Raw genomic sequence first — 23,388 nt, 5'->3', positions numbered from 1 at the left:
ACCCCACCGGTCAGCCGTGAGCAAGCAACTCGAGCATCACCACACCCATGGCAAGCGACGCGATGGTCGCTACCGCGACCACACGTTGCCACCAACGCAACCTGGTGCCTCGAACCGCGAGCCCCGCCGTCGCCACGAGAGTGACGGACAGCGCGAGGACGACTCCCCAAAGCGACGCCTCAGGCGGAAGGACCTCGATCACCCCGAGCCCCAGGATGATCGCCGGCCCGACGAATGTGACGAGAGCGCCGATGGAGGCGCGAGTCGCGTGCGAGAACTCCGCCCGGTCCATCAGCACGTCGTGCACGACCAGGTGCGCCAGCACATCGGCGGCGAGCACGGCGACCGCCATCGCCAGCGCGGTCACCCCCAAGGTCCAAAGCGCATCTACCGGCTCGACCTCGCCGTGCGAGATCAGGGCGATGGCGACGGCGAGCATCGTGAACGTGAGGTAGATCGCCTCTTTGATGGACTCGGCCTGCTGTCGGCTCGTGGCCCTGCCGCTTCGGTGCCCCCTCGACACGAGACCTCCTTCACTTCCAGATCTTGGCGTGATGACCGGACTGGGTTCGGGTCCAGCGTCCCACGTACGCGCGACGGCGCGCGCCCGAACGCCCCCCATACGTATGGGCGACACCCCTGACCGCGCCACACCGACAGCGCTCGACGATGCGGGGCGCCGTGGGCGCTGACGGACACGCCTGCCGCGCTCGAACAACGACAAGATCAGCGCGTTCGATGCGCATCACCAGCATCAACGCCCGAGTAGCGTCGGGGATACCTCTCAACGAGGAGAAATGGGAGAGACGTGACCGCCAAGCGACAAGGACCCGGCAGGCCCCCGATTCCGACCGACCGCATTCTGGACGCGGCATTGCAGATCCTCGACGAAGGAGGCCCGGACGCGTTGTCTTTGCGGGAGGTGGCCCGCGTGCTCTCATCGAGCACCTCGACGCTGTACCGCCATGTCTCGGGACGGGCGGCGCTGGTGGATCTGGTCATCGACCGCATGATCGGCGAGGTGGATCTGCGCGAGGAGACGTACTCGGACATCGCATGGGACGACGCGTGCCGAGCCCTCGCAACCTCGTTCTTCGAGGCACTGTCCAGACACGGAGCCGCTGCGGGCCTGCTCGTCGGCTCCATCCCGATGGGGCCGAACGGCATGGCACTGCGAGAGCGTCTCCTCGATGCCCTCATGGGCGCGGGCTTCCCGCCCGAGACCTGCGCCCGAGCGATGGCCTCACTCGCGCACTACTGCGTGGGATTCGCGATGCAGTCGCCAGCGGAGCGCGAGGAACGGGACTCCAGCGGAGCGAGCGGTGCGCTCGCCGCGACCAGGGCCGCCGGCCCCCGGCTGGCCTCAGTCGCCGAGTACCTGCCACGGCCTTTGCACGATGAGTTCGCCTTCGGTCTCGACATGCTGCTGCGTGGACTTGCAGCTACGCGCCAGCATCAGGATCTCGACGGCTGACGTGTTGCCGGCTCGCTCCCATCCGCGGCAGCGAGCCGACCCTGCGATCACACCAGGTCGCCGTCGAGCCCCCGGTTGACCGCCAGCTCCACGCCACGCACCTCTGCGAGCCCCTTCATCCTCCCGATCAACGGATACCCAGGGGCCGACTTTCGCGTGAGGTCATCGAGAAGGCGGTGCCCGTGGTCGGAACGGATAGAGATGCGCGGGCCCTCCTCGCCGCGGCGGCGCTCCTCGCGGACGAGTTCCCGCACAACGCCCACGATGTCGATGTCACCATCGATGTGAACGGCTTCGTGGAAGCTCTCGGGATCCTCTTCGCGTCGCGTAGAACGCAGGTGAGAGAAGTAGATGCGGTCGGCGAACCTACGCGCCATCTCGACCACGTCGTTGTCGCCACGGACCCCGTAGGAGCCGACGCAGAGCGTGAGCCCGTTTGCGGGGCTGGGGACTGCGTCGAGCAGCCACTGCGCGTCTTCCATGGTCGACACGACGCGGGGGATGCCGAACAGGTCGAACGGCGGGTCGTCCGGGTGGATCGCCATGCGCACACCGACCTCCTCGGCCACGGGAATGATCCGCTCGAGGAAGTACTTCAGGTTGCCGCGCATCGACTCGTGAGTCAGCCCGTCGTAGGCCGCGAGCGCCTCCCTGAACTCTTCAACCGTGTAGGACTCCTCGGATCCGGGCAGACCGGCCAGCAGCGTTGTGGTGACCTTGTCGACCTCGTCGGGCGTCGCCGCGTCGAGCCACGCGCGGGCCGACGCCTTGCGTGCGTCCGTGAAGTCGTCCTCTGCGCCCGGGCGATTGAGGATCCACATGTCGAAGGCCGCGACCGCGTCCGCGTCGTATCGCAGCGCTGTGCCACCATTCGCGAGCGGCCAGTCGAGATCGGTGCGCGTCCAGTCCAGAGCGGGCATGAAGTTGTAGCAGATCATGTCGACACCGCACTCGGCGAGGTTGCGGATCGTCTGGCAGTACTTGTCGATCCATCCGTCGCGAGCTGGCAGGCCGCGGCGAATGTCCTCGTGCACAGGGACCGACTCGACGATCGACCAGTAGAGGCCGTTGTCCTCGCACTCCTGCTGACGCTTGCGGATCTCATCGACGGGCCAGACCACACCGTTCGGGAGGTGATGCAGCGCCGTGACGACGCCCGTCGCATCGGTCTGACGAACGTCGGTGAGAGTGACGGAGTCCTCGGGCCCATACCAGCGCCAGGTCTTCTCCATGGGCAATCCTTTCAGAAGGGCCGCTTCGTCGCGGCGTTCGAGTGTCAGCGGTCGACGCGTGCGCCGCCTCCCGCGGCGAGCTTGTAGACCTCTGCCTTGCTGGCCATGGTGGTGTCCCCGGGCGTGGTCATCGCGAGAGCGCCGTGAGCGGCCCCATAGTCGACGGCGGTCTGCAGGTCGGCGCCCTCGAGCAGCCCGTGGATCAGGCCGGAGGCGAACGAGTCACCGCCACCGACGCGGTCAAGGATCTCGAGCCCGTCCCGCTGGGCGGCTCGCACGAGGCCTGAAGCGGGAGACCATGCGAGCGCACCCCAGTCATTGATCGTCGCCGAACGCACCGTGCGCATCGTCGTGGCGACCACCTTGAAGTTCGGGTACGACTTCGCGACCTCGTCGATCATGGCCGCGAAGCCTTCCACGTCCAGCTCGGCCAGCGACTCGTCCACACCTGGGACCTCGAAGCCCAGCGACGCGGTGAAGTCCTCCTCGTTGCCGATCATCACGTCCACGTGCGGCGCGATCGCCCTGTTGACCTCCCGGGCCTTGCCGATGCCACCGATCGCCTTCCACAGGCTCGGCCGGTAGTTCAGGTCGTACGACACGACCGTGCCGTGCCGGTGCGCCGCCTCGACCGCAGCAATGACGGTGTCCGCAGCGGTCTCGGACAGCGCCGCATAGATGCCGCCAGTGTGCAGCCATCGCACGCCGAGGGTGCCGAACAGGTGATCCCAGTCCACGTCGGCGGGTGCCAGCTGCGACGCGGCGGTGTGCCCACGGTCGGACACCCCGACGGCGCCACGCACGCCGAAGCCGCGCTCGGTGAAGTTCAACCCATTGCGCACCGACCGGCCGATGCCGTCGTACGTCTTCCACACCAGGTGCGACGTGTCGACGCCGCCGGCCAGGATCAATCCCTCGACGAGGCGACCGATCTCGTTGTCCGCGAGAGCGGTGACCACACCGGTGCGGTGGCCGAACGCGCGGGCGAGACCGCGCGAGACGTTGTACTCGCCGCCGCCCTCCCACGCAGTGAATGACCTGGCGGTGCGAATGCGGCCCTCGCCCGGATCCAGGCGCAGCATGACCTCGCCCAGAGACACCGCATCGAAGCGGCACTGATCTGCCGGACGGACGTCGACGACACTCATGCCGACACCTCCTGCCTGGTCAGAGCCACGGCCTCGGCCACCAGCCCACGCACCCGCTCGAACTCCCGTGCCTTCACGAGGTCACGAGGCACCATCCACGAGCCACCGACCGCGCGCACCGACGGCAGCGCGAGGTACTCGTGGAGATTCGCGGGCCCGATCCCCCCGGTGGGCACGAAGCCCACGCCTCCGAACGGAGCCGCCAGCGCGGCGATCGCCTTAGCCCCACCAGAGGTGCCCGCAGGGAAGAACTTGACGGTGGAAAGGCCGAGCTCGAGCGCGGCCTGCACCTCCGAGGCGGTCACGGCTCCTGGCAGCACCGTGACGCCGTGCTCACCACACCGCTCGACGACGGCTCGCGAGAGGCCGGGAGACACGATGTACGACGCCCCTGCGCGCACCGCGCGGTCCACCTGATCGACGGTCAGGACGGTGCCCGCCCCGACGAGGACGTCTCCACGAGCCGCCATCACGCGGATCGACTCCTCCGCGGCTGCGGTGCGGAACGTCACCTCGGCGACGGGAAGTCCCCCATCGACCAATGCGGTCGCGAGTCCGTCCGCGCCCGTCGCGTCGTCCAGGACGACGACGGGAACGAGCCGATGGCTCGCGAGGGCTTCGAGTGTGGATGTGTTCACGTAGATGACGTCCTCTCTGCAGTCCTGGCGTCCGCCCGGCAGCACGCGCGGCCCCAGAGGTGAGCGACCTCTTCGACGCCTCGCAGAATGCACGGGACCGGTCACACTGTGTTACCTGTGGCAACCGGATGCCAACTTGTCACACATCGTAGAGCAACGACGGGGCTCTTGGGAACCGCCTGCCCGCCTGGCCCCTCACGCACTTGCCTGCGGTCCACCTCGAGAGGCACGCACGGTTTCTCCTCTCTCCCCGACATTCCGTGCCAGCAGGATGCGCTGCGCGGGAGCGGTCGACCGACGCCCTGGCTTCCACTCGGCAAGCGATTGACATGCGGCCGCCGTCGGAGTTGAATGCCCCCATGCCGAAGACGTCGTTGCGAGACCCTGCCCGACTGCTCCCCGCGGAGCCGCACGTCCGCGCGATCGCTCAGGAGCTCCTCGAACGCGTCGTAGACGCGCCGATAGTCTCGCCCCACGGCCACGTCCCTGCCCGCTGGCTGTCTGACGACACGCAGTTCTCGGATCCCGCCGACCTCCTGATCGTTCACGATCACTACGTCACCCGCCTCCTCCACGCACAGGGCGTGCCGTTGGAGGACCTGGGTGTCGGAGGGAGCCCGGCCGATCCGCGCGAGGCATGGCGGACCCTCTGCAGCCACTGGCTCGCCTTCTCTGGCACCGCGTCCGCCTACTGGCTCGCTGAGTCCCTTGCCCAGGTCTTCGGAATCGACGAGACCCCTTCACGCGACAACGCGGACTACCTCTACGACACGATCGACACCGCGCTCCGACTCCCCGAGTTGAGGCCCCGAGAGCTGTTCGACAGGTTCAACATCGACGTTCTCGCCACCACCGACGATCCGATGGACACACTGGAGCACCACGCGGCGCTCGCGCTCGATCCGACCTTCTCGGGCCGCGTGATCCCGACGTTCCGTCCTGATGCCTACACGGACCCCGAGGCGCCCCGGTTCGGAGAGCGCGTCGCCACCTTGATCGCGTCGGAACCGGGGGCCGCCACGACGTTCCCTGGCTACCTTTCCGCGCTCCGAAGCCGCCGACTGCACTTCAAGCGGCACGGAGCCGTCTCCGCCGACCACGGCGTGGTCGAGCCCTTCACCTGCGAGCTGGACGCCGCAGAGGCCGAACGACTGTTCCAATCTGCGCTTGCCGGCACCCTCGACGCCGAAGGTGCGCGTGTCTTCCGTGGCCACATGCTGTGGCAGATGGCGGCCATGAGCGTCGAGGACGGACTGGTCATGACCATCCACGCAGGCGTACGACGGAACCATCACACCGCGACGTTCGAGCGGTTCGGCCCCGATACTGGGCACGACATCCCCATACGCACCGAGTACGTCGACAACCTGCGCCCACTGCTGCAGTCGTTCGGCACCGCGGAGGGCTTCCATCTCGTCCTCTTCGCGATCGACGAGACCGTGTACTCACGGGAGCTCGCGCCGCTCGCGGGCTTCTACCCCAGCGTGTACGTCGGAGCGCCCTGGTGGTTCCTCGACGCGCCCGACGCGATGCGCCGCTTCCGCGAGGCTGTCACCGAGACCGCCGGCTTCTACCGCACGTCCGGCTTCATCGACGACACCCGCGCCTACCTGTCGATTCCCGCACGCCACGGCGTCGCTCGACGCGCGGACGCGTCCTACCTTGCCCGGCTCGTGGCAGAAGGACGTCTCCCCCTCGAAACGGCCCAGCGAGTCATCGACGACACGGTCGACTCCATCCCTCGAAAGGTCTTCAAACTGTGACTGCCGCCACCGCCGCCGCCGCACTCTCCCGTGCGAGCCTCGCGCTCCCCACTCCGCCCGTGAGGATCGTCCACCTAGGCCTCGGAGCGTTTCATCGCGCACACCAGGCGTGGTACACGGCCCATGCGTCCGACTCCGATCAGTGGGGCATCGCGTCGTTCACGGGACGCGCAGGCGAGCCTGGCGACTCGATCGTTCGGGCACTCCGAGACCAGGACTGCCTGTACACGCTCGCCCTCCGCGGCCCCGAGGCCGACGAGTTCGAAGTCATCGGCAGCATCGTGCGGGCGCATCCGGCCAACGACGTCGATGCCTTCATCGACTATCTGACGGACCCGCAGGTCGGCATCGTCACGGCGACCGTCACCGAGGCCGGGTACCGCCTTGGCGCCGACTGGCGCCCGAACACGGATGATCCCGTGGTGGCATCGGATCTCGCGTCACTCAGCGCAGGCTCGCTTGAGCTCGAATCACCGCTTGCACTGATCGCGCGGGGGCTCGCCGAGCGCCGCGACGCGGGAGCAGGACCTGTCGCCGTGATGCCGTGCGACAACATTCCCGACAACGGGGACCTCGTTCGCACGGGCCTTCTCGAGTTCGCGGCGGCGATCGACGAGAGCCTCGTGTCCTGGATCGACGAGAACGTCTCCTTCGTCTCCACATCCGTTGACCGCATCACGCCGCGATTCTCAGAGCAGGACCTTGCCAGCGCGCGCGACGCTGGCTTCGGTGACGCCGTCCCCGTCGTCACCGAGCCCTTCATCAACTGGATCCTGTGCGGGGGCTTTCCGGCCGGACGGCCGGCGTGGGAGACCGCGGGGGCCCAGTTCGTCGAGGACCTCGCGCCGTTCGAGAGCCGCAAGCTCTGGCTCCTCAACGGGTCCCACACCGGAATGGCCAACCTGGGCCGCGCCCGTGGACTCGCCACGGTCGCCGACGCATCGGCGGATCCCGAGTGTCGCGACCTGGTGGAAGCGTTCTGGTCTGAGGTCGTCCGCCACCTGCCTGCGGAAGTGGAGGCCGAGCAGTACTGCCGGGACCTCTGGGAGCGATTCGAGAACCCGCGGATCGCCCACCTGCTCGACCAGATCGCCGAGGACTCGCTCGCCAAGCTCCGAGTCCGCGTCGCCCCGGTAGCGCTGGCGGAGCGCCAGGCAGGTCGGTCCGGCTCTGGTTCAGCCGGCGTCATCGCAGCATGGGCTGCGAACGTCATCGCACTGGACGGGCGTCGGGACGCCCTTCAGGCGGCGATCGACGCGGCACTCGAAGATTCCGATCCCGTGGTCGCGCTGGTGACCCTGGTGGCCACGGACCTCGGTGCCGATGAGGCGTTCGTCGACGAGGTTCGCGCCCAGATCTGATGTCAGGGTCACCCGGACTGCAAGCACGCCTCACACGGCGGAGCAGACCCCGACGCAACCACTTCTCGTCGAACCCGTCGATCGATACTTGGGGCCGTCGACCCTCTGCGGCGCTCGCTCCGACCCTCGTGGCTTTCGTCGTGTTCCTCGCAGGCGGGGAGAACTCCCAGCCTGCCCACTTCGTGGGAGCGCTCGTAGCCGTCCTTGCGGGCGTGCTCGTGCTCCCCATCCGCTCGGTGCGGTAAGACCCCCTCATCGCACCGCGACTCCTCCCTGGGGCGGGCCCATCCTCTCCTCCGGCCCGTTCCAGGGAGGCCCTCACCCATTACGGCATGGGCGCATGCGCGCGACCACCTCTCGCCTCTTCATACGATGCTGCGGGCGCGCGCGCCGGGACAGCCCGACCGCTGTTGAGGCTCGTGAGACCAACGAACGCAGGTCTAGCTGAACGTGGGAGCCAGGTCGCGTTCTGCACCCCGCGCGAACGTCTCCGAAACTCCGCGAACGGCGATCCGCCCACGCAGGAGTAGAGCGGCGCAGAGCCCGCTTCGCCCTATGTCAGGCGGAGGGACTACAGAAGCTCGAGGGAACGTTGTCCGATCCATCCGAGCTCTTCGTAGTAGGGCTTCTCACTGCGCAGGGCCTTGGCCCCGGCAACGCGCCTGATCACGAGAGAAACCCCGACTGATCCGCAAGCCCAGGTCAGGACGCCCGGCACGAGACCCGGAATCGAGATGCCCCCGGCGCCTAGCATCACGCCCAGGATCGCGCCTGCCGCACCGGCGAGCGCTACAGCCGAAGAGGCGACCAAGGTCGCGATGCGGTGACGGCGCATGTCCGCGAGGAGGGCTTCGATCACGAAGGACGCTTCCATGTCGAGCAACGCGAGCCGCTCGCGGTTCTGCGCAGGCGCCGCGCGCGTCAACCACAAGGTCACCCGCTTGGCGCGGGCTCCCTGCGACAGCGTGCCTGCGACGCGCCAACCAAGAGTCGTGTACACGCGCCGGTACAACCCGGCTGCGCTTTCAGCGACGTGGATCTGCGCGCGCTCGGTCGCGCGCTCGTCCGAGTGTTCAAGTGCGAAGCTGCCTTTGCGTCTGACCACCATGGACCGATCTTCGAGCACGTCTCGCTGCGCTCGGAAGCCCCGTCAGGCTGATTCGGCGTACGACATCTGGCGTACGTCGGTCGCCGCCGTGCGTCCGCCACGGCACATCGCGCCATGGCGAGGTGCCAGGCGACGCGATGGGATAGCGGGTGGGACGCTCCGAATCACGCACACGCGATGGCGTCATGCTGCACGTTGCAGGCACCAAGACGACTAGGAGACCGCCGTTGGCCGTCATCGTGTTCTCCTGCGCCTGTTGCGCCGAGTGATCTGCGGACCCGGGTGCCATCGCGCGCACCGTGCCCCGACCCCGACCTGACGGCCATCGCCGACGAGGACGCCCCCGCCCGACCAGCTCGCCGCATGACGCGGCCCGCCCCGGAACCGAACAGAGCCTTCCGCCTCCGAACCCGACAGAGGCGGAGGCGGAAGCCCGCCCGAAGACAGGTCTCGACGTTTCACCCCGTGTGAGAACACCCAAGAAACAGCAAGGGCCGCCTGCGACAACAGTCGCTGGCGGCCTTCTTGCTGTCCAGCAGGCTCCGAAGAACCTCCTGGGGTCTCACTCAACCGAGTAAACCCATCTGGAGCAGTACGTTTTTCGTACTACCCAGTCGTAGCCCCGACGGGATTCGAACCCGCGCTACCGCCTTGAGAGGGCGGCGTGCTAGGCCGCTACACAACGGGGCCCTAGCTGCGTTTCCGTCACCCTCCCGGGCGACTGGCGCGAGATAAGACTATAGACCATGAATGGGGGTGAACGCCAATCCGCTCCGAACTCCCCTTCGTAGGGGTCATTCTCGTTCCTGCGGCCGACGCCCTCGGCGCCAAGTCGTCCTCTGGAACGATGCATCAGCGGCGCGGCGCACACAAGCATGGGCCGCATGACTTCTTCCCCGGATCTGCAGGCCTCGCTCGACCGCGTCGCCGCCAAGTACGCCTCCCGCAAGGACACGAACGAGGTGCGTTTCGCCGCACTCTCCCCCACATCCGGCCTCACGTGGGACTGGAGCGAACGTGGCGCGCGTGAACCGTTCTTCCTCGCGAGCATCACGAAGCTCTTCACCACCTCGATCATCATGCAGCTGCGCGCGGAAGGCTCGCTTCTGCTTGACTCGCCGGCCGCCTCTCTGCTGGAGCCCGGGACCCTCGGTGGACTGCACGTGCTCGACGGCCACGACGCGAGCGACGAGATCACGATCGAGGAGCTCCTCTCCCACACCTCCGGGCTGGCGGACTACTTCGAGGGCAAGCGGGCCGACGGAACCAGGCTGGTCGACGAGCTCGCGCAGACCGACCGAGGCTGGGTCACGACGGACGCGCTCGACATGGCGCGAGCGATGACGCCCGCGTTCCCCCCGAGCACAGGCAGCAAGGCGCTGTACTCGGACACCAACTTCCAGGTGCTCCAACTCGTCATCGAAGCGATCGACGAGCGCCCGTACGCCGAGAGCGTGGCGGCGCGCGTGACGCAGCCGCTGGGGCTCGAGGGGACCTACATCTTCGGGACGGAGACCCTGGACCGGTTCCCAGAGATCGCAACCATCCTGCACGGCAAGGGGACGTTCGAGGCCCCGCGCGCCATGGCCTCGTTCCAAGCCGATGGCGGCGGCGTCTCCACCACCGGCGACGCGTTGAGGTTCCTGCGCGCCTTCATGGAGGGCGAGCTCTTCCCGCGCGCCGACCTGGACGAGATGACCCGCACGTGGCGTCGGATCTTCACGCCCCTCACCTACGGGACCGGGATCATGCGCTTCGCTGTGCCCCGCTACATGACGTTGCGCCCGACTCCCGAGATGATCGGGCACTCCGGCGCATCCGGCACGTTGCTCTACTACGTGCCCGAGAAGGACCTCTACCTGGTCGGCGCGATCAACCAGCTCGCCAAGCGCTCGCTCCCGTACCGCGCCGCGTCGGAGCTGCTCGGCGCGCTGTAGCGAGGCCGGCCGGGCGCAGTCGCGCCGCCGTGCGCGCCACGAGCGACAACAGCTCACCCGCGCGCCTCGCGGACTCGAACGGTCCGACGCCGACGCGCGCCCGCCCGAGCACCCGACACTTCGAACCAATCCCACGCGCGACACCCCGCGTCGGAGCTCGCGCGGCTCCGAAGTCCGGCGCGTCGCGACCGAGATTGGTTCACAGTGTCGGCGTGTGGCGGCTCGTCGACGCGCGCGGGTTAGGCGGTGCGCCGCGGCTCGGTCGCGCGCCCCCACCGCGTCGGCCCCTGCCACTGCCACTGCCCCTGCCCCACCGCGTCGGCCCCTGCCCCTGCCACTGCCACTGCCCCTGCCCCACCGCGTCGTCCCCTCTTGTCGATCGACCCCGCGTTATGTAAAGTTGAGCGTGACAGACTCAACCCTATCGTCACGGACTTGAAGACAGAGGAGGACACCATGACGACCCAGTCCCAGGCGCCCCAGGCGCAGGAGCAGGCCAGCGCGCTCGAGCAGTTCGGCCAGGACTTCACCGCCCTCGCGGAGGATGGTGCGCTCGACCCCGTCATCGGCCGCGACGAGGAGATCCGCCGCGTGATGCAGGTGCTCACGCGCCGCACGAAGAACAACGCGGTCCTCATCGGCGAGCCCGGTGTCGGCAAGACCGCCATCGTCGAGGGCCTCGCCCAGCGCATCGTCGCCGGCGACGTGCCCGCGTCCCTCAAGGACCGCCGCGTCGTGGAGATCGCGATGAGCTCCGTGGTCGCGGGCGCCGCCTACCGCGGCCAGTTCGAGGAGCGCCTCAAGGCGATCCTCAAGGAGGTCGAGGACGCCGAGGGCAGGATCATCCTGTTCGTCGACGAGCTTCACACCATCGTCGGCGCGGGCAAGGCCGACGGCTCCGTGGACGCCGGCAACATCCTCAAGCCGATGCTCGCGCGCGGCAAGCTCCGCATGATCGGCGCCACCACGCTCAACGAGTACCGCGAGCACATCGAGACGGACTCCGCGCTCGAGCGTCGCTTCCAGCCCGTCTACGTGGGCGAGCCCTCGCTCGACGACACCGTCGCGATCCTCCGCGGCCTGCAGGAGAAGTACGAGGTGCACCACGGTGTGAAGATCACCGACGAGGCGATCGTGAGCGCCGCGAAGCTCTCCGACCGCTACATCACCGACCGCTTCCTGCCGGACAAGGCCGTCGACCTGATCGACGAGGCGACCTCGGCTCTCAAGATGCAGCTCGACTCCATGCCGATCGAGCTTGACCGCGCACGCCGCCGCATCATGCAGCTCGAGATCGAGCGCACCCAGGTGGCGAAGGACAAGTCCGAGCACGCCAAGGCACGTCGTGAGGAGATCGACCGGGACATCGCCAAGCTCAAGGGCGAGTCCGAGGAGCTCAACATGAGGTGGGCGCGCGAGAAGGACCTGATCGTCCGCGTCTCGACCGCCACCGAGCGCCTAGAGTCGCTGCGCGGCGACCTGGAGCGCGCGGAGCGCTACGGGGAGCTCGAGAGGGCAGGACGGATCCGCTACGGCGAGATCCCGAGCGCCGAGCAGGAGATCGCCGACGCCCGCGCCCAGCTGGACACCATCCCCGAGTCCGAGCGCATGCTGCGTGAGGAGGTCACCGGCGAGGACATCGCCGGAGTCGTCGCCAAGTGGACCGGCGTGCCCGTGGAGAAGCTGCTCACCGAGGAGTCCGCGAAGCTCGGACACCTTGAGCAGCGACTGCACGAGCGCGTCGTCGGCCAGGACAAGGCCATCACGTCCGTCTCCGACGCGATCCGACGCGCCCGCGCCGGCCTCGCCGACGCCAACCGGCCCATCGGCTCGTTCCTGTTCCTCGGCCCCACGGGCGTGGGAAAGACCGAGCTGGCGCGCGCGCTCGCCGAGCAGCTGTTCGACGACGAGCGGGCGATGATCCGCATCGACATGTCCGAGTACATGGAGTCCCACGCGGTCTCGCGCCTCATCGGCTCTCCCCCGGGCTACGTGGGCTACGACCAGGGTGGCCAGCTCACCGAGGCCGTGCGGCGTCGTCCCTACTCGATCGTGCTGTTCGACGAGGTGGAGAAGGCGCACCCCGACGTCTGGAACGTGCTGCTGCAGGTACTGGACGACGGTCGCCTCACCGACGGTCGTGGCCGCACCGTCAACTTCACGAACACGATCATCGTGATGACGTCCAACCTCGGCTCCGACCTGGTGCTCGCGTGGGACGGTGAGGACCGCGCCGCACTCGAGGGACAGCTGATGGAGGTGCTCAAGCGCAACTTCCGCCCCGAGTTCCTCAACCGCCTGGACGACGTGGTGGTCTTCGACCGCATCGACCCCACCGCGATGGAGGGCATCGTGGAGGCCGAGCTGGTCAAGGCGATCGCCCGGCTCGCCGAGTCGAAGGAGATCACGCTCACGGTCGAGCCGGAGTTGCGCGAGTCGCTCGCCCGCGACGGGTTCGACCCGCAGTTCGGCGCCCGCCCGCTCAAGCGGCTCATCACGACGCGCGTGCTCAACGAGCTCGCCAAGGAGATCGTGGATGGCCGGCTGCGCGAGGGCGACGCGGTCACCGTCGGCTGGGACGGCGAGCACCTCGAGGTGACGCACACCGCGCAGGCCGAGTAGCCACGCCGGTCAGGGCCCCGTGCCGCTCACGCGGCGCGGGGCCTCAGCCGAGACGATCGAGCACGCTGCGTAGCGCGTCTCCGTCGACGGTGAAGTCCGCCAGGTGATCGCCCGGGAGCGACCGGCCGTCCAGGATCGTGTAGTCGAGCCCCGCGGACACTCCGAGCGTGGCGAAGTAGGGGTAGCGGTGGCTGCTCGGCATCAGCTCCACCACCTTGGACCCCGGCGCCATCGCAGCGATGTCCGCCATGTTGGCACCGTGGGCGCTCACGACAAGATCCGCGGCCGCGAAGTCCGCGGGCGAGAACGCCGAGTCCTGCGGCTCGTACAGCTCGAGGTCGTACTGCCGGGCGATCCTTTCCATCTCCTCGACATTCGCGACCGCGCGCGCCGCGCCCTTGCGGAGGATCAGCAACCGCCGACCTGAACCTGCAGGCGCGATTCCGGCCGCGCGCATGAACCGCGCAGGCGCGGCGGTGTAGTGCCTGAGCCGGCCGGGGAACGTCGGCTGCCACAGCTCATCGCAGCGGTACGAGCTGCGGCGTTCCAGGCTGATCGCCTTGGCCGGGTCCAGGCCCGCGCCCTCCAGAAGACGCGGGAACGCTTTCCCAGGGAAGCCCGGCATGAGAACGTGATCGATGCTCCTGGGGTCGATGCCCGCGTCGAGCAGGATGCCAAGGCGCCCCAGGCCGTCAAGCAGGGCATGACCGTAGTTCGTGGCGCTGAAGATCGAGCTGAGATTGAGCACGGTGCCCTCGAGGCGCACCGGACGTGACGTCTGGGTCGGGTCCTGGAACTTCCGGTACCGCCGCTGGCGGTGCACGCCGACCGCGTCGATCACGAGGCAGCCGTCGCGTGTGACGGGCCAGCCCTGCGACCCGTAGACGTGAGCGTCGGGGAGGAGACCGATGCCCTGCTCGGGCATCGACGACACGAGCGGCTCGATGAACGAGATGGGGGCGCCGTCATGGAATCGGATGGCGCTCCAGTCGGCCCGTGAGGCGGGCGCGGTGCGCCGGTAGCGCCACCGGTGGGGAGTCGCCACAGTCGAGAGGCGAGCGGCGGACTCAGGCGGGTCGACGATGGGAGCGACCGGCCCGGCGGAGCCCGACTCCACACGCGCCTGCTCGGCGTAGCGCTTCTCGCGGCGTCGCCGCTCGAGCCACTGGGGGCCTGCTGCCGCCATCTTGCCTTCTCCCCCTCAGAGCGCTCCGGCGAGCTCCGGATCGATGGGCGTCGTCGCCACCAGAGACACGAAAACCCGCCTCAAGGGCGGGTTCTGCGCTGGCCTACAAGGACTCGAACCTCGACTGACGGTACCAGAAACCGGCGTGCTGCCAATTACACCATAGGCCATTGGTTCGTAACCGAACCGAGAGACAACTGTACCGGATGATCGGCCGTGACCCAAACCAACGTCGGCCGGGCGTGGCAGACGTCACTGCTGTGCTGCGCCGTCCGCGCCAGTCCCCGCCCCCGGTGCCTCGGGCGCGCCGCCGTGAGCTTCGACGCCGATCTCGCACCACCGCTCGTCGAGCGCGCGCCGGATATCGAACACGGTGCCACGTTGAGGCCCGTCGTAGTTCACCAGCACGTTCCCCATCGACAGGGATACCTGCACGTCGCCGCACACGACCGGGCGCTCCGGGGAGCCCCACAGGATCGGTGAGCGGTGCTCGCTCCCGGCCGGCTCCACCCTGAGCAGGACGGCCGCGCCATGCGGATCCTCGCCCCAGGCCTGGACGTAGTCGACGCCCTCCGAGCTGGCGAAGGGCGCCCACTCGGTCGAGTCCTCGGCGATCGACACCGCGTCGCGCAGCGCCGTCGACGCGACTGCCCCGTCCCACTCCCCTCCCGTCAGCCCGCCGGGCTCGACAGCATCGAGGTAGGCGGCGAGCACCACGGCGCGGTTCGCATCGACCCACAGCGACTCGGCCAGATAGTCGCGGAACGCTGAGTCGGATCGCGCAGCCTGCACGGCCGCCTCCGTCACGGCAGCGTCGTCGATGTTCACGAGGCTCCGGTCGACCCGGCACCCACCGCCCTCGATGCTGCGGACAAGCTCCAAAGCGACGCCCTGCTCGCGCGGGAGGTACCGCGCGAAGGTGGCGGGCTCGACTGCGTGGACCGTGAGAAGCGCGGCGACCTCGCTCACCTCGGCCCGGTAGGCCTCGAGAGCCGGCAGCGCGAAGAAGCCGCGGTCACGCAGGCACTCGGCCTCGCGCTGCTCCGCAAGCCACTCGTTCCACGCGAGCGCCGTCTTCTGCGCGGGGGTCAGGACGGTGGCCGCCTGCGGGTCCGGCGTGGGGAGATCAACGTCCTCGCCGTCCGTCGCGGCGGTGAAGCCGCCCCACACCAGTGCGGCTGCGACGAGGATCGTGCCCAGCACGACAAGGCCGGGATGGCGGCGACGCTGGGGCCGCACCTCCACGACGTCGGGGTCTGGCGCGATGAGCGGCATCTTCCCGTCATGGTAGGCAGAGCCTCACCAGTGCGCCAGGGGAAGCGGCGCCGGCGTCGGGCGTCCCACGCACGGCCAGGCGGCCTCACCCGCCAGAAAGAGCGGGTCCCGTGTCAGGCGCCCAGCAGCCCGGGAAGCGCCGCGAGAGTGTCGATCCGCACCAGGCGGTCACGGACGACGCCGTCGCCCGCCAGCCCGTCCACGTCGCGCGAGTGCGCGCCGGGACGCTCGATCCAGACGCCGAGCCCCAGGCCGGCCTCGCGGGCCCCGTAGGGATCCACGTCGAACTCGTCGCCGACGTACGCCACCTCCTCGGGCGCGAAGCCGAGCCGCTCGCACGCGAGGTGGTAGACGCGTGGGTCGGGCTTGCCGACGCCGATCGTGTCGACTCCCACCAGCATCGGCACGCGCGAGAGCCCGCACGCGTCGAGCTTCTTCACCTGGTAGGCGCTGTCGGCGTTGGAGAGCCCGCCGTACGGGATGCCGGCCTGGTCCAGCGCGTCGAGCACGCCGCCGGCGTCCCCATGCGCCTCCCAGCCCTGCTGGAAGTACCGCTCGAAGGCGTCGTCCCACCGCTGGTAGTCGGCGTCGTCCAGGAACGGTCCGCCGAACTCGAGGTGAAGGTCGTTGGCCCGACGGTGCCGCTGCTCACGGTGCGTCATCTCGCCGCGGGTGTGGGCGCGATACCAGCCGTTCGCGTCGGCCCTCCAGAAGTGGACGAGCTCCTCGTGATCCACACCCTCGTCCAGGTAGTCGACGGCGACGGAGGCAAGCGCATGCCGGAACGCTCCGCGGGTGTCGACGAGCGTGTCGTCCACGTCGAACAGGACGGCACGGATCTCAGTCACGGTCCACCTCTCCCCCGATGCCCTCGGCGACGTCGCGCCACCGCTGCGCGGTGAGTTCCATGTCGATCCAGTCCTCGCCGTCCTCGTGCTCAGTCCCGGAGACCAGGAAGCCGGCCTTCTCGTAGACGCGCTGCGCGCGCGGGTTGCGGGCGAGCACGCCCAGGGTGAGGCGGCGAAGGCCGAGCGTCTCGAACGCGTAGCGGCACACGAGCATGGTCGCTTCCGAGCCGAGACCGCGTCCGTACCAGCCGGGCCCGCGCAGGGCGATGCGGAAGTTCGCGGTGCCTTCGTCCAGGTTGCGCTCGTTGAGCACCACCTCGCCCGCGTAGACGCCCGCATCGCGCTCCTCGATCACCCAGTCCAGGCGGTCCTGGGCGGCGGCGATCGTCCCCACCCACGCGTCGGTCTGATCGCGGGTGAACGTGGCGGTGGTCGCCGTGAGGTTGGCGCCCTCCTCGTCCTGCACCATCTCCCACAGCGCGTCGGCGTCGCTGTCCCGGTAGGGACGCAGGAGCACGTGCTCACCTTGGAGCACTGGCGTCACCCAGGCGTCGTCGCCGACGCCCGGGCCGCCCGCGCCAGGGTGCGACGTGGTCACGCCGTCAGCGCCGCCTTGAGGCGGTTCAGACGGACAAGCGCGTGGTCCTTGCCGAGGATCTCCATCGACTCGAACAGGGGCGGCGAGACCTGGCGGCCGGTGACGGCGACACGCAGCGGGCCGAACGCGAAGCGCGGCTTGATGCCCATCTCGTCCACGAGCTTCGCGCGCAGCGCCTCCTGCTGGGCGTCGGGGCCAAAGTCCTCGAGCCCGGTCAGCACCTCGATCGCGGCATCGAGGATCTCGACGGCGTTCTCGGGCAGCTTGGCGATCGCGGTCTCGTCGAACGCGATCTGCTCGTCTCCCAGGAACAGGAAGCCGAGCATGCCGGGCGCCTCCCCCAGGAGCTGCATGCGCGTCTGGACGAGCGGAGCCGCCTCGGCGAGGATCTGCTCCTCGTTGGGGCTGAGCTCGCGCACGTCCGCAGAGCCGACGAGCCCTGCGGCATGCAGGTACGGCACCAGGCGTGCGGAGAAGTCGCCGAGCGGAAGCATGCGCATGTGGTCGGCGTTGATCGCCTCAGCCTTCTTGAGGTCGAATCGCGAGGCGTTGGGCGTGACGTCCTTGATGTCGAACGCGGCGATCAGCTCGTTGACCGTGAACACGTCGCGGTCCGGGCCGATGCTCCAGCCCAGCAGCGCCAGGTAGTTCAGCAGGCCCTCGGGCAGGAAGCCGCGCTCCCGGTGAAGGAACAGGTTGGACTCGGGAGCACGCTTGGAGAGCTTCTTGTTGCCCTCGCCGGTGACCATCGGCATGTGCGCGTACTCGGGCACCACGTCGGCGTAGCCGAGCGCGACGAGCGCGCGGAACAGCACGATCTGGCGCGGGGTCGAGGACAGCAGGTCCTCGCCGCGCAGGACGTGGGTGATCTTCTGCGTCGCGTCGTCCACGGGGTTGACGAGCGTGTACAGCGGGACGCCGTTGCCACGCACGATCACATAGTCGGGGATGCTGCCCGCAGGGAAGGTGACGTCGCCGCGGATCAGGTCCGTGAACGTGATGTCCTCGTCGGGCATGCGCATGCGCAGCACCGGCTGACGTCCCTCGGCGCGGTACGCGGCCTTCTGCTCCTCCGTGAGGTCGCGGTCGAAGTTGTCGTAACCGAGCTTAGGGTCGCGGCCGGCGGCCTTGTGGCGTGCCTCGACCTCCTCAGGCGTGGAGAACGCCTCGTACGCGTAGCCGCCCTCGAGCAGCTTGGCGACGACCTCGTTGTGGAGGTCGTGACGCTGGCTCTGACGGTAGGGCGCGTACGGGCCGCCGATGTCGGGGCCCTCGTCGTAGGTGATGCCGAGCCACGACAGAGCGTCGAGCAGCTGGTGGAACGACTCCTCGCTGTCACGCTCGGCGTCGGTGTCCTCGATGCGGAACACCAGGTCGCCCCCGGTGTGGCGGGCGTAGGCCCAGTTGAACAGCGCCGTGCGGATCAGACCGACGTGCGGCGTGCCCGTGGGCGAGGGACAGAAGCGGACGCGAACCTTGCTCATTGCTCTCTTTGCTCAGATCTTCGAAGGGGTGAGGAAGCGGGTGGGGCGCTAGCGGCGGATCACCGGGTTGCGGAGGACGCCGAGGTCCTCGATCTCGACCTCGACCACGTCGCCGTGGTCGACGGTGGTGACCCCTGCGGGGGTGCCGGTGAGGATGACGTCGCCCGGCAGGAGCGTCGTCACCTCGGAGACTGCGGCGACGGCGTTCATCACGTCGACGAGCATGTCCTGGGTGGAGGCGTCCTGCGTGGTGTCGCCGTTGACGCGTGCGGTGATGCGGACGTCGTCGTGGGCCAGGTCGGTCTCGATCCACGGGCCGAGCGGCAGCGAGGAGTCGAAGGCCTTGGCGCGGAACCACTGGTTCTCCTGGCGCTGCAGGTCTCGAGCCGTCACGTCGTTCGCGCAGGTGTAGCCGTAGATGTACTGCTCGGCATTCTCCGGCGCGACCTCCTTGCAGATGCGGCCGATGATGATCGCCAGCTCGGCCTCGATCTGCACGTCCTGGCTGTACGCGGGGACGACGATCGGGTCGTCGGGGCCGACGACGGCGGTGTTGGGCTTGAGGAAGAGGATCGGCATCTCCGAGTCGGGGATGGCGTTGCCCATCTCCTTCGCGTGCTCCGCGTAGTTGCGGCCCAGGCACACGGCCTTGGAACGCGGGATGACGGGTGCGAGGAGCCGCACCTCGTCGCTGTCGAGAGGGATCCGCTCGCCCGTCGGCTGGCCCGGGACGAACATCGGGTCGCCGGTGAGCACCACGAGCTCCTCTGAGCCCGGCTCGCCGTCGACGATCGCGTAGCGGGGGTCTTCTCCGGTCGTGAATCGTGCGATGCGCATGGGCTCCAGCCTAGTGCGTCGGCCGCCGCGCGCCGCCGGGGCGTGCGTGCCTACGATGGCGGCATGCCCCGGAACCGTCAGCAGGTGATCGATGCCGCCGCGGAGGGCCTGGACTCGCTTCTCGCCAGGACCGACGCGTCGCCCGACTTCGCGCTGGGCGACGCCTACCTGGGTCGGCGCGTGGCGGACGTCCTCACGCATCTGCATGGGTGGCATCTGATGTTCCTGGATTGGGTGGAGGCGATCCGCACAGGGCAGACCACCGCCTATCCCGCCGACGGGTACACGTGGCGCGACCTGGCCTCGCTGAACGACTCCCTCTACGACCGGTTCAAGGACCTCGACTATGCGGCTGCGCGTGCGGCCTTCGTCGCCTCCCATGACGACGCGGTCGCGGCGCTGGGCACGCTCGACGACGAGCAGCTGACCTCCACGGACGAGGTGGAGTGGCTGGGCAACGAGGCGTTCGCCGACGTGGCGCACGAGTGCCTGGGAGGGCACTACGACTGGGCGCAGGGCGTGCTCGACGCCGCCGGCGTGCCCGCCGCGTAGCCTTCACGCATGACCTTCGGTGACACGACGCCTGCGCGCGCCGCGGCGCAGCCCGCGTTGGACCGCGCGAGGATCGGCGGCCTGGACCTTGCCAGGGCGATCGCGTTCATCGGCATGGTCGCGGCGCACATCGGGGACGACGGCGCGGGCGGCTCCGGCCATGGCTGGGAGTGGCTGTGGGTGGCGAGCGGCCGCTCCTCGGCGCTGTTCGCGGTGCTCGCGGGGGTGTCGATCGGGATCATCGCGTCTCGCAGTCCATCGGCGGGTCATGCACGGGTCAAGGTGGCCGTCAGGGCCATGCTTCTGGTGCTGGTCGGCGTGATCGTCACGGCGCTGGGCACACCCGTGTACGTGATCCTTCCGAACCTCGGCCTGATGATGCTGATGGCGTCGCTGGCGATCACGTGGCGGACGTCCTGGCTGTGGTCGGGCGCGGTGACCCTGCTCATCGGAGGTGGACTCGTGCTGCCGTGGATCCAGTCGTGGGCCTCGGGTGCCGGGCTCGACGCGGTGCCCCTGCTCGACCGCCTGTGGTGGCACCACTACCCCGCTCTGGTCTGGACCGGCTACCTGCTGGTGGGGCTGGCGCTGTCACGGCTGGACCTCCGCGCGGGGGCGACGCGACTCGCCATGGTGGTGGGCGGCGCATGCGCAGGCGTCGGAGTCGCGGTGCTCGGGCTTGGCCTGGGCGGCATGCCGCCGTGGCCGCTCGACGATGGCGCGTTCGGCTGGTTCACGTGGTGGGCGTCGATGGAGCCGCACTCGTACAGCCCCGTGGAGCTCGTCTCGAACGCGGGCATCTCGGTCGCGGTGATCGGCGTGTGCCTGTGGCTGTCCGATGCAGCGGGCCGCGGGCTCTCGGCGGTGCGCGCGCTGGGCGCGATGGCCTTCACGGCGTACGTCGCGCATCTGTTCGTCATCGCGTTCGTGGGTCCGGAGATGGTCTACTACCCGAGCAACACGGCTCTGGTGGTGCTGCTCGTGACGTTCACCGTCGCCGCGTGGGCGTGGCGCCTGGTGTTCCCGCAGGGGCCGCTCGAGACTGTCATGACCCGGGCGTCGAATGCCGCCGCGGGAGCCTACGACTCCCGTCGCCGCGCGTGATCCTCCTGCCGCGCATAGCCTCGCCTCATGCATCGCGCTCCTGCTGACGTCGTCGGGTGGCTCTTGGACTCGGATCCGGCCATCCGCTGGCAGGTGCTGCGCGATCTGCGCGACGCGTCGGCCGACGAAGTGCAGGAGGCCCGCGCCCAGGTGGCGCGTGAGGGGTGGGGCGCCGCGATCCTCGGAGCGCGCAGGGACGACGGTTCGTGGGACTCGGGCGCGCATTGGCCCGACTGGGCGAACGAGGAGATCGTGCGCGCCGAGGGCCAGCCGTGGACCTCGACCGCACCGACGCTGACCGAGCTGCGGCTGCTGGGCGCGGATCCGTCTGATCCTGTGGTCGCCGAGGCGGTGGCCCGGGCCACCGCTGCCGTGCGCTGGGAGTACGCGGGCGAGGAGTTCTTCGCGGGCAAGGTCGAGCCGTGCATCAACGCGGCGACCGTCGCCACCGGCGTCTACTTCGGGCATGACGTGAGCGGGATCGTGGCACGCCTCCTGACGGAGCAGATGGCCGACGGCGGCTGGAACTGCGAGCAGGAGAACGGCTCGGTGCGGGGGTCCTTCGACACGACGATCGCGGTCGTGGAGGCGCTGCTCGCCTACGAGCGCGCGGGCCGCGCGGGGACGCTGCCGCCGCCGGGCGGCGAGGCTCCCGATCTGGACGTGGTCGCCGAGCGCCGACATGGCGGCGAGGAGTACCTCCTGGCACGACGCCTGTTCCGGCGCCTCTCGACGCGCGAGGTCGCGGACCCCGACTACCTGCTTCCCACGTTCCCGCCCCGCTGGCAGCACGACATCCTGCGCGGGCTCGAGCACTTCAGGAACCGTGGCGGCACTCCGGATATCCGCCTGGCCGACGCGATCGAGGAGCTCGCGGCGCAGCGACTGCCGGACGGTCGGTGGCCGCTCGCGCGCGTGATCCGCGGGCGCGCCTGGATCCCTGGCGAAGGACCGGCAGGGACTCCAAGCCGATGGATCACGCTGGGCGCGCTGCGCGTGGCGCGCTGGTGGAACGAGGCTCCCTGACGCCAGTGAGCCACCCTTGATGTCAACCTGTTGACATCAAGTTGTTTACCGGTTTACATAGAACCATGTTGCTCCCGCTCACCTACATGCTCCACGAGGTGATCGCCCGCATGGACCACCGCGCCGACACGGTGCTCAGGTCCGAGCTCGGCATCTCCTTCAACCTCTTCCAGTTCCTCGCGATCGTGGCCGACGAGGAACCCACCGACGTCACCGAGCTCGCCTCGTGCCTCTACATCTCCAAGGCCGCCGTCTCCAAGCGGCTGCCCTCATTGACCGACGAGGGCTGGCTCACCGTCGGTCCCGACCCCGAGCACGGACGACGGCTGCGCATCCAGCTCACCGAGAAGGGCCGCGACGTCATCGTGACCGGGAACGCCCTGCTCGAGAAGACCCTCTCCGAGGTGCTCGGCGAGGACAACGTGGACCCCGCCGAGCTCGCACGCTTCCACGGCTTCCTGACCACCCTCAACACCCGACTCCTCGACACGGAAGATCCCTGGCTATGAATATCCTCGTCATCATCGGCCACCCGTTTGCGGGCAGCCTCAACCACGCCCTCGCCCACGAGTACGCCGAGTCCGCCCGCAACGCCGGGGCGAACGTCGACGTGATCGACCTCGCGGAGGACGCCTCTCCCGACCACCCGCGCACTCTCAGCGATGTGCGCCGGGCGCGCGCCGGCTCCCCGGAGACGATCGACGCCCACGTCGAGGACTACCTGGCGCGTGTCCGCGCCGCCGACCACCTCGCGCTCTTCTATCCCATGTGGTGGGGGACCTATCCGGCGGTGCTCAAGCAGTTCTTCGACCGCGTCCTCCTCTCGGGCGACGCGTACGCCTCCCGCGCCAAGGCGTCGGACTGGGTGCGCGGGCTCAAGGGCCGCACCGCGCGCATCACACACACGTCCGACAGCCCTCGGCTCTTCGCCAAGATCGCCTACCACGACGCGTCGATCGCCTCCGTGAAGACGGCGACGCTCTGGTACACGGGCATCAAGACCGTCGGCGTGCGCCACTTCGCGAGCGTTCGAGGCTCGAGCCTCGCCACCCGCCAGAAGTGGATCGCCCGCATCGGCCGCGACGGGGCCACGGATGCGAAGCGCACCCCGAACCCTTCCAAGAACATGCTGCAGGCTCGCGCCCTCGTCGACGCCTGATCTGGTGATCGCCGCCGCGTCGCTCCCCGTTCACCC

The 23,388-nt window shown here is 69.1% G+C and carries 21 protein-coding genes and 2 tRNA genes; 10 read left to right on the top strand and 13 right to left on the bottom strand.

Annotated features, from left to right (window positions below):
* Window positions 1-10 precede the first annotated feature (10 nt).
* Window positions 11-523 (bottom strand): hypothetical protein, encoded by a 513-nt coding sequence (locus QQX04_RS08625; RefSeq protein WP_301128195.1) that lies wholly within the window; start codon window positions 521-523, stop codon window positions 11-13.
* A 285-nt stretch (window positions 524-808) separates the two neighbouring features.
* Here QQX04_RS08625 and QQX04_RS08620 point away from each other — a divergent pair, with 285 nt between their 5' ends.
* Window positions 809-1,474: a TetR/AcrR family transcriptional regulator C-terminal domain-containing protein gene (locus QQX04_RS08620; RefSeq protein WP_301128193.1), complete on the top strand. Its 666-nt coding sequence runs from the start codon at window positions 809-811 to the stop codon at window positions 1,472-1,474.
* Between the two features lie 47 nt (window positions 1,475-1,521).
* On the opposite strand, the gene uxuA is transcribed toward QQX04_RS08620, so the two are convergent.
* The 3 genes from uxuA to eda are packed head-to-tail and all read right to left on the bottom strand — an operon-like array spanning window position 1,522 to window position 4,492.
* Window positions 1,522-2,706 carry a mannonate dehydratase gene (gene uxuA, locus QQX04_RS08615; RefSeq protein ID WP_301128191.1) on the bottom strand — a complete coding sequence of 395 codons (1,185 nt, stop codon included), beginning with the start codon at window positions 2,704-2,706 and terminating at the stop codon, window positions 1,522-1,524.
* Window positions 2,707-2,750: 44 nt separating this feature from the next.
* Window positions 2,751-3,854 carry a sugar kinase gene (locus QQX04_RS08610; RefSeq protein WP_301128190.1) on the bottom strand — a complete coding sequence of 368 codons (1,104 nt, stop codon included), beginning with the start codon at window positions 3,852-3,854 and terminating at the stop codon, window positions 2,751-2,753.
* Complete coding sequence (eda, locus tag QQX04_RS08605) at window positions 3,851-4,492, bottom strand: bifunctional 4-hydroxy-2-oxoglutarate aldolase/2-dehydro-3-deoxy-phosphogluconate aldolase (protein WP_301128188.1); 642 nt, start codon at window positions 4,490-4,492, stop codon at window positions 3,851-3,853. The genes QQX04_RS08610 and eda overlap by 4 nt, the downstream gene beginning before the upstream one ends.
* A 359-nt stretch (window positions 4,493-4,851) precedes the next feature.
* Here eda and uxaC point away from each other — a divergent pair, with 359 nt between their 5' ends.
* Window positions 4,852-6,255 carry a glucuronate isomerase gene (gene uxaC, locus QQX04_RS08600; protein WP_301128186.1) on the top strand — a complete coding sequence of 468 codons (1,404 nt, stop codon included), beginning with the start codon at window positions 4,852-4,854 and terminating at the stop codon, window positions 6,253-6,255.
* Window positions 6,252-7,616 carry a mannitol dehydrogenase family protein gene (locus tag QQX04_RS08595; RefSeq protein ID WP_301128184.1) on the top strand — a complete coding sequence of 455 codons (1,365 nt, stop codon included), beginning with the start codon at window positions 6,252-6,254 and terminating at the stop codon, window positions 7,614-7,616. The genes uxaC and QQX04_RS08595 overlap by 4 nt, the downstream gene beginning before the upstream one ends.
* Window positions 7,617-8,187: 571 nt before the next feature.
* Here QQX04_RS08595 and QQX04_RS08590 read toward each other — a convergent pair.
* Window positions 8,188-8,724, bottom strand: a complete 537-nt coding sequence (locus QQX04_RS08590) for a hypothetical protein (RefSeq protein ID WP_301128182.1) — start codon at window positions 8,722-8,724, stop codon at window positions 8,188-8,190.
* Between the two features lie 617 nt (window positions 8,725-9,341).
* Window positions 9,342-9,414: transfer RNA gene (locus tag QQX04_RS08585), tRNA-Glu, on the bottom strand.
* Between the two features lie 194 nt (window positions 9,415-9,608).
* Here QQX04_RS08585 and QQX04_RS08580 point away from each other — a divergent pair.
* Together QQX04_RS08580 and QQX04_RS08575 are read left to right on the top strand one after the other, a co-directional pair.
* A complete protein-coding gene (locus QQX04_RS08580; RefSeq protein ID WP_301128180.1) occupies window positions 9,609-10,661 on the top strand; it encodes a serine hydrolase domain-containing protein in 1,053 nt (350 codons plus the stop codon).
* Window positions 10,662-11,117: 456 nt separating this feature from the next.
* Window positions 11,118-13,283: an ATP-dependent Clp protease ATP-binding subunit gene (locus QQX04_RS08575; RefSeq protein ID WP_301128178.1), complete on the top strand. Its 2,166-nt coding sequence runs from the start codon at window positions 11,118-11,120 to the stop codon at window positions 13,281-13,283.
* A 43-nt stretch (window positions 13,284-13,326) separates the two neighbouring features.
* On the opposite strand, the gene QQX04_RS08570 is transcribed toward QQX04_RS08575, so the two are convergent.
* The 7 genes from QQX04_RS08570 to QQX04_RS08540 all read right to left on the bottom strand — a co-directional run bounded on the left by QQX04_RS08570 (window position 13,327) and on the right by QQX04_RS08540 (window position 19,511).
* Entirely contained in the window at window positions 13,327-14,469 is a 1,143-nt protein-coding gene (locus QQX04_RS08570; RefSeq protein ID WP_301128176.1) for a glycosyltransferase family 61 protein, read from the bottom strand.
* Window positions 14,470-14,567: 98 nt separating this feature from the next.
* A tRNA-Gln gene (locus tag QQX04_RS08565) sits at window positions 14,568-14,639 on the bottom strand.
* Between the two features lie 82 nt (window positions 14,640-14,721).
* On the bottom strand, window positions 14,722-15,744 hold the full coding sequence (locus tag QQX04_RS08560) for a hypothetical protein (protein ID WP_301128174.1): 1,023 nt from the start codon (window positions 15,742-15,744) through the stop codon (window positions 14,722-14,724).
* Between the two features lie 113 nt (window positions 15,745-15,857).
* Entirely contained in the window at window positions 15,858-16,592 is a 735-nt protein-coding gene (locus QQX04_RS08555) for an HAD family hydrolase (protein ID WP_301128172.1), read from the bottom strand.
* Complete coding sequence (locus tag QQX04_RS08550; RefSeq protein ID WP_301128170.1) at window positions 16,585-17,190, bottom strand: GNAT family N-acetyltransferase; 606 nt, start codon at window positions 17,188-17,190, stop codon at window positions 16,585-16,587. Before QQX04_RS08550 ends, QQX04_RS08555 begins: the two co-directional genes overlap by 8 nt.
* Window positions 17,187-18,674, bottom strand: coding sequence for a glutamate--tRNA ligase (gene gltX, locus QQX04_RS08545; RefSeq protein WP_301128168.1), 1,488 nt, complete (start codon window positions 18,672-18,674; stop codon window positions 17,187-17,189). Before gltX ends, QQX04_RS08550 begins: the two co-directional genes overlap by 4 nt.
* Before the next feature lie 48 nt (window positions 18,675-18,722).
* Window positions 18,723-19,511 (bottom strand): fumarylacetoacetate hydrolase family protein, encoded by a 789-nt coding sequence (locus QQX04_RS08540; RefSeq protein WP_301128166.1) that lies wholly within the window; start codon window positions 19,509-19,511, stop codon window positions 18,723-18,725.
* Between the two features lie 63 nt (window positions 19,512-19,574).
* On the opposite strand from QQX04_RS08540, the gene QQX04_RS08535 reads away from it, so the two are divergent.
* The 5 genes from QQX04_RS08535 to QQX04_RS08515 all read left to right on the top strand — a co-directional run bounded on the left by QQX04_RS08535 (window position 19,575) and on the right by QQX04_RS08515 (window position 23,352).
* Window positions 19,575-20,063: a ClbS/DfsB family four-helix bundle protein gene (locus tag QQX04_RS08535; protein WP_301128164.1), complete on the top strand. Its 489-nt coding sequence runs from the start codon at window positions 19,575-19,577 to the stop codon at window positions 20,061-20,063.
* 9 nt (window positions 20,064-20,072) lie between these two features.
* Complete coding sequence (locus QQX04_RS08530) at window positions 20,073-21,167, top strand: heparan-alpha-glucosaminide N-acetyltransferase domain-containing protein (RefSeq protein ID WP_301128162.1); 1,095 nt, start codon at window positions 20,073-20,075, stop codon at window positions 21,165-21,167.
* A 27-nt stretch (window positions 21,168-21,194) separates the two neighbouring features.
* Entirely contained in the window at window positions 21,195-22,193 is a 999-nt protein-coding gene (locus QQX04_RS08525) for a hypothetical protein (RefSeq protein ID WP_301128160.1), read from the top strand.
* A gap of 65 nt (window positions 22,194-22,258) precedes the next feature.
* Complete coding sequence (locus QQX04_RS08520; RefSeq protein WP_301128158.1) at window positions 22,259-22,702, top strand: MarR family winged helix-turn-helix transcriptional regulator; 444 nt, start codon at window positions 22,259-22,261, stop codon at window positions 22,700-22,702.
* Window positions 22,699-23,352, top strand: a complete 654-nt coding sequence (locus tag QQX04_RS08515) for an NAD(P)H-dependent oxidoreductase (RefSeq protein WP_301128157.1) — start codon at window positions 22,699-22,701, stop codon at window positions 23,350-23,352. Before QQX04_RS08520 ends, QQX04_RS08515 begins: the two co-directional genes overlap by 4 nt.
* Window positions 23,353-23,388: the final 36 nt, after the last annotated feature.

The organism is Demequina zhanjiangensis, from assembly GCF_030418315.1.
GTDB classification, from domain to species: Bacteria; Actinomycetota; Actinomycetes; order Actinomycetales; family Demequinaceae; genus Demequina; species Demequina zhanjiangensis.
Note: the sequence above shows the minus strand (reverse complement) of the source record. Positions and strands in the feature narration are given on the sequence as shown.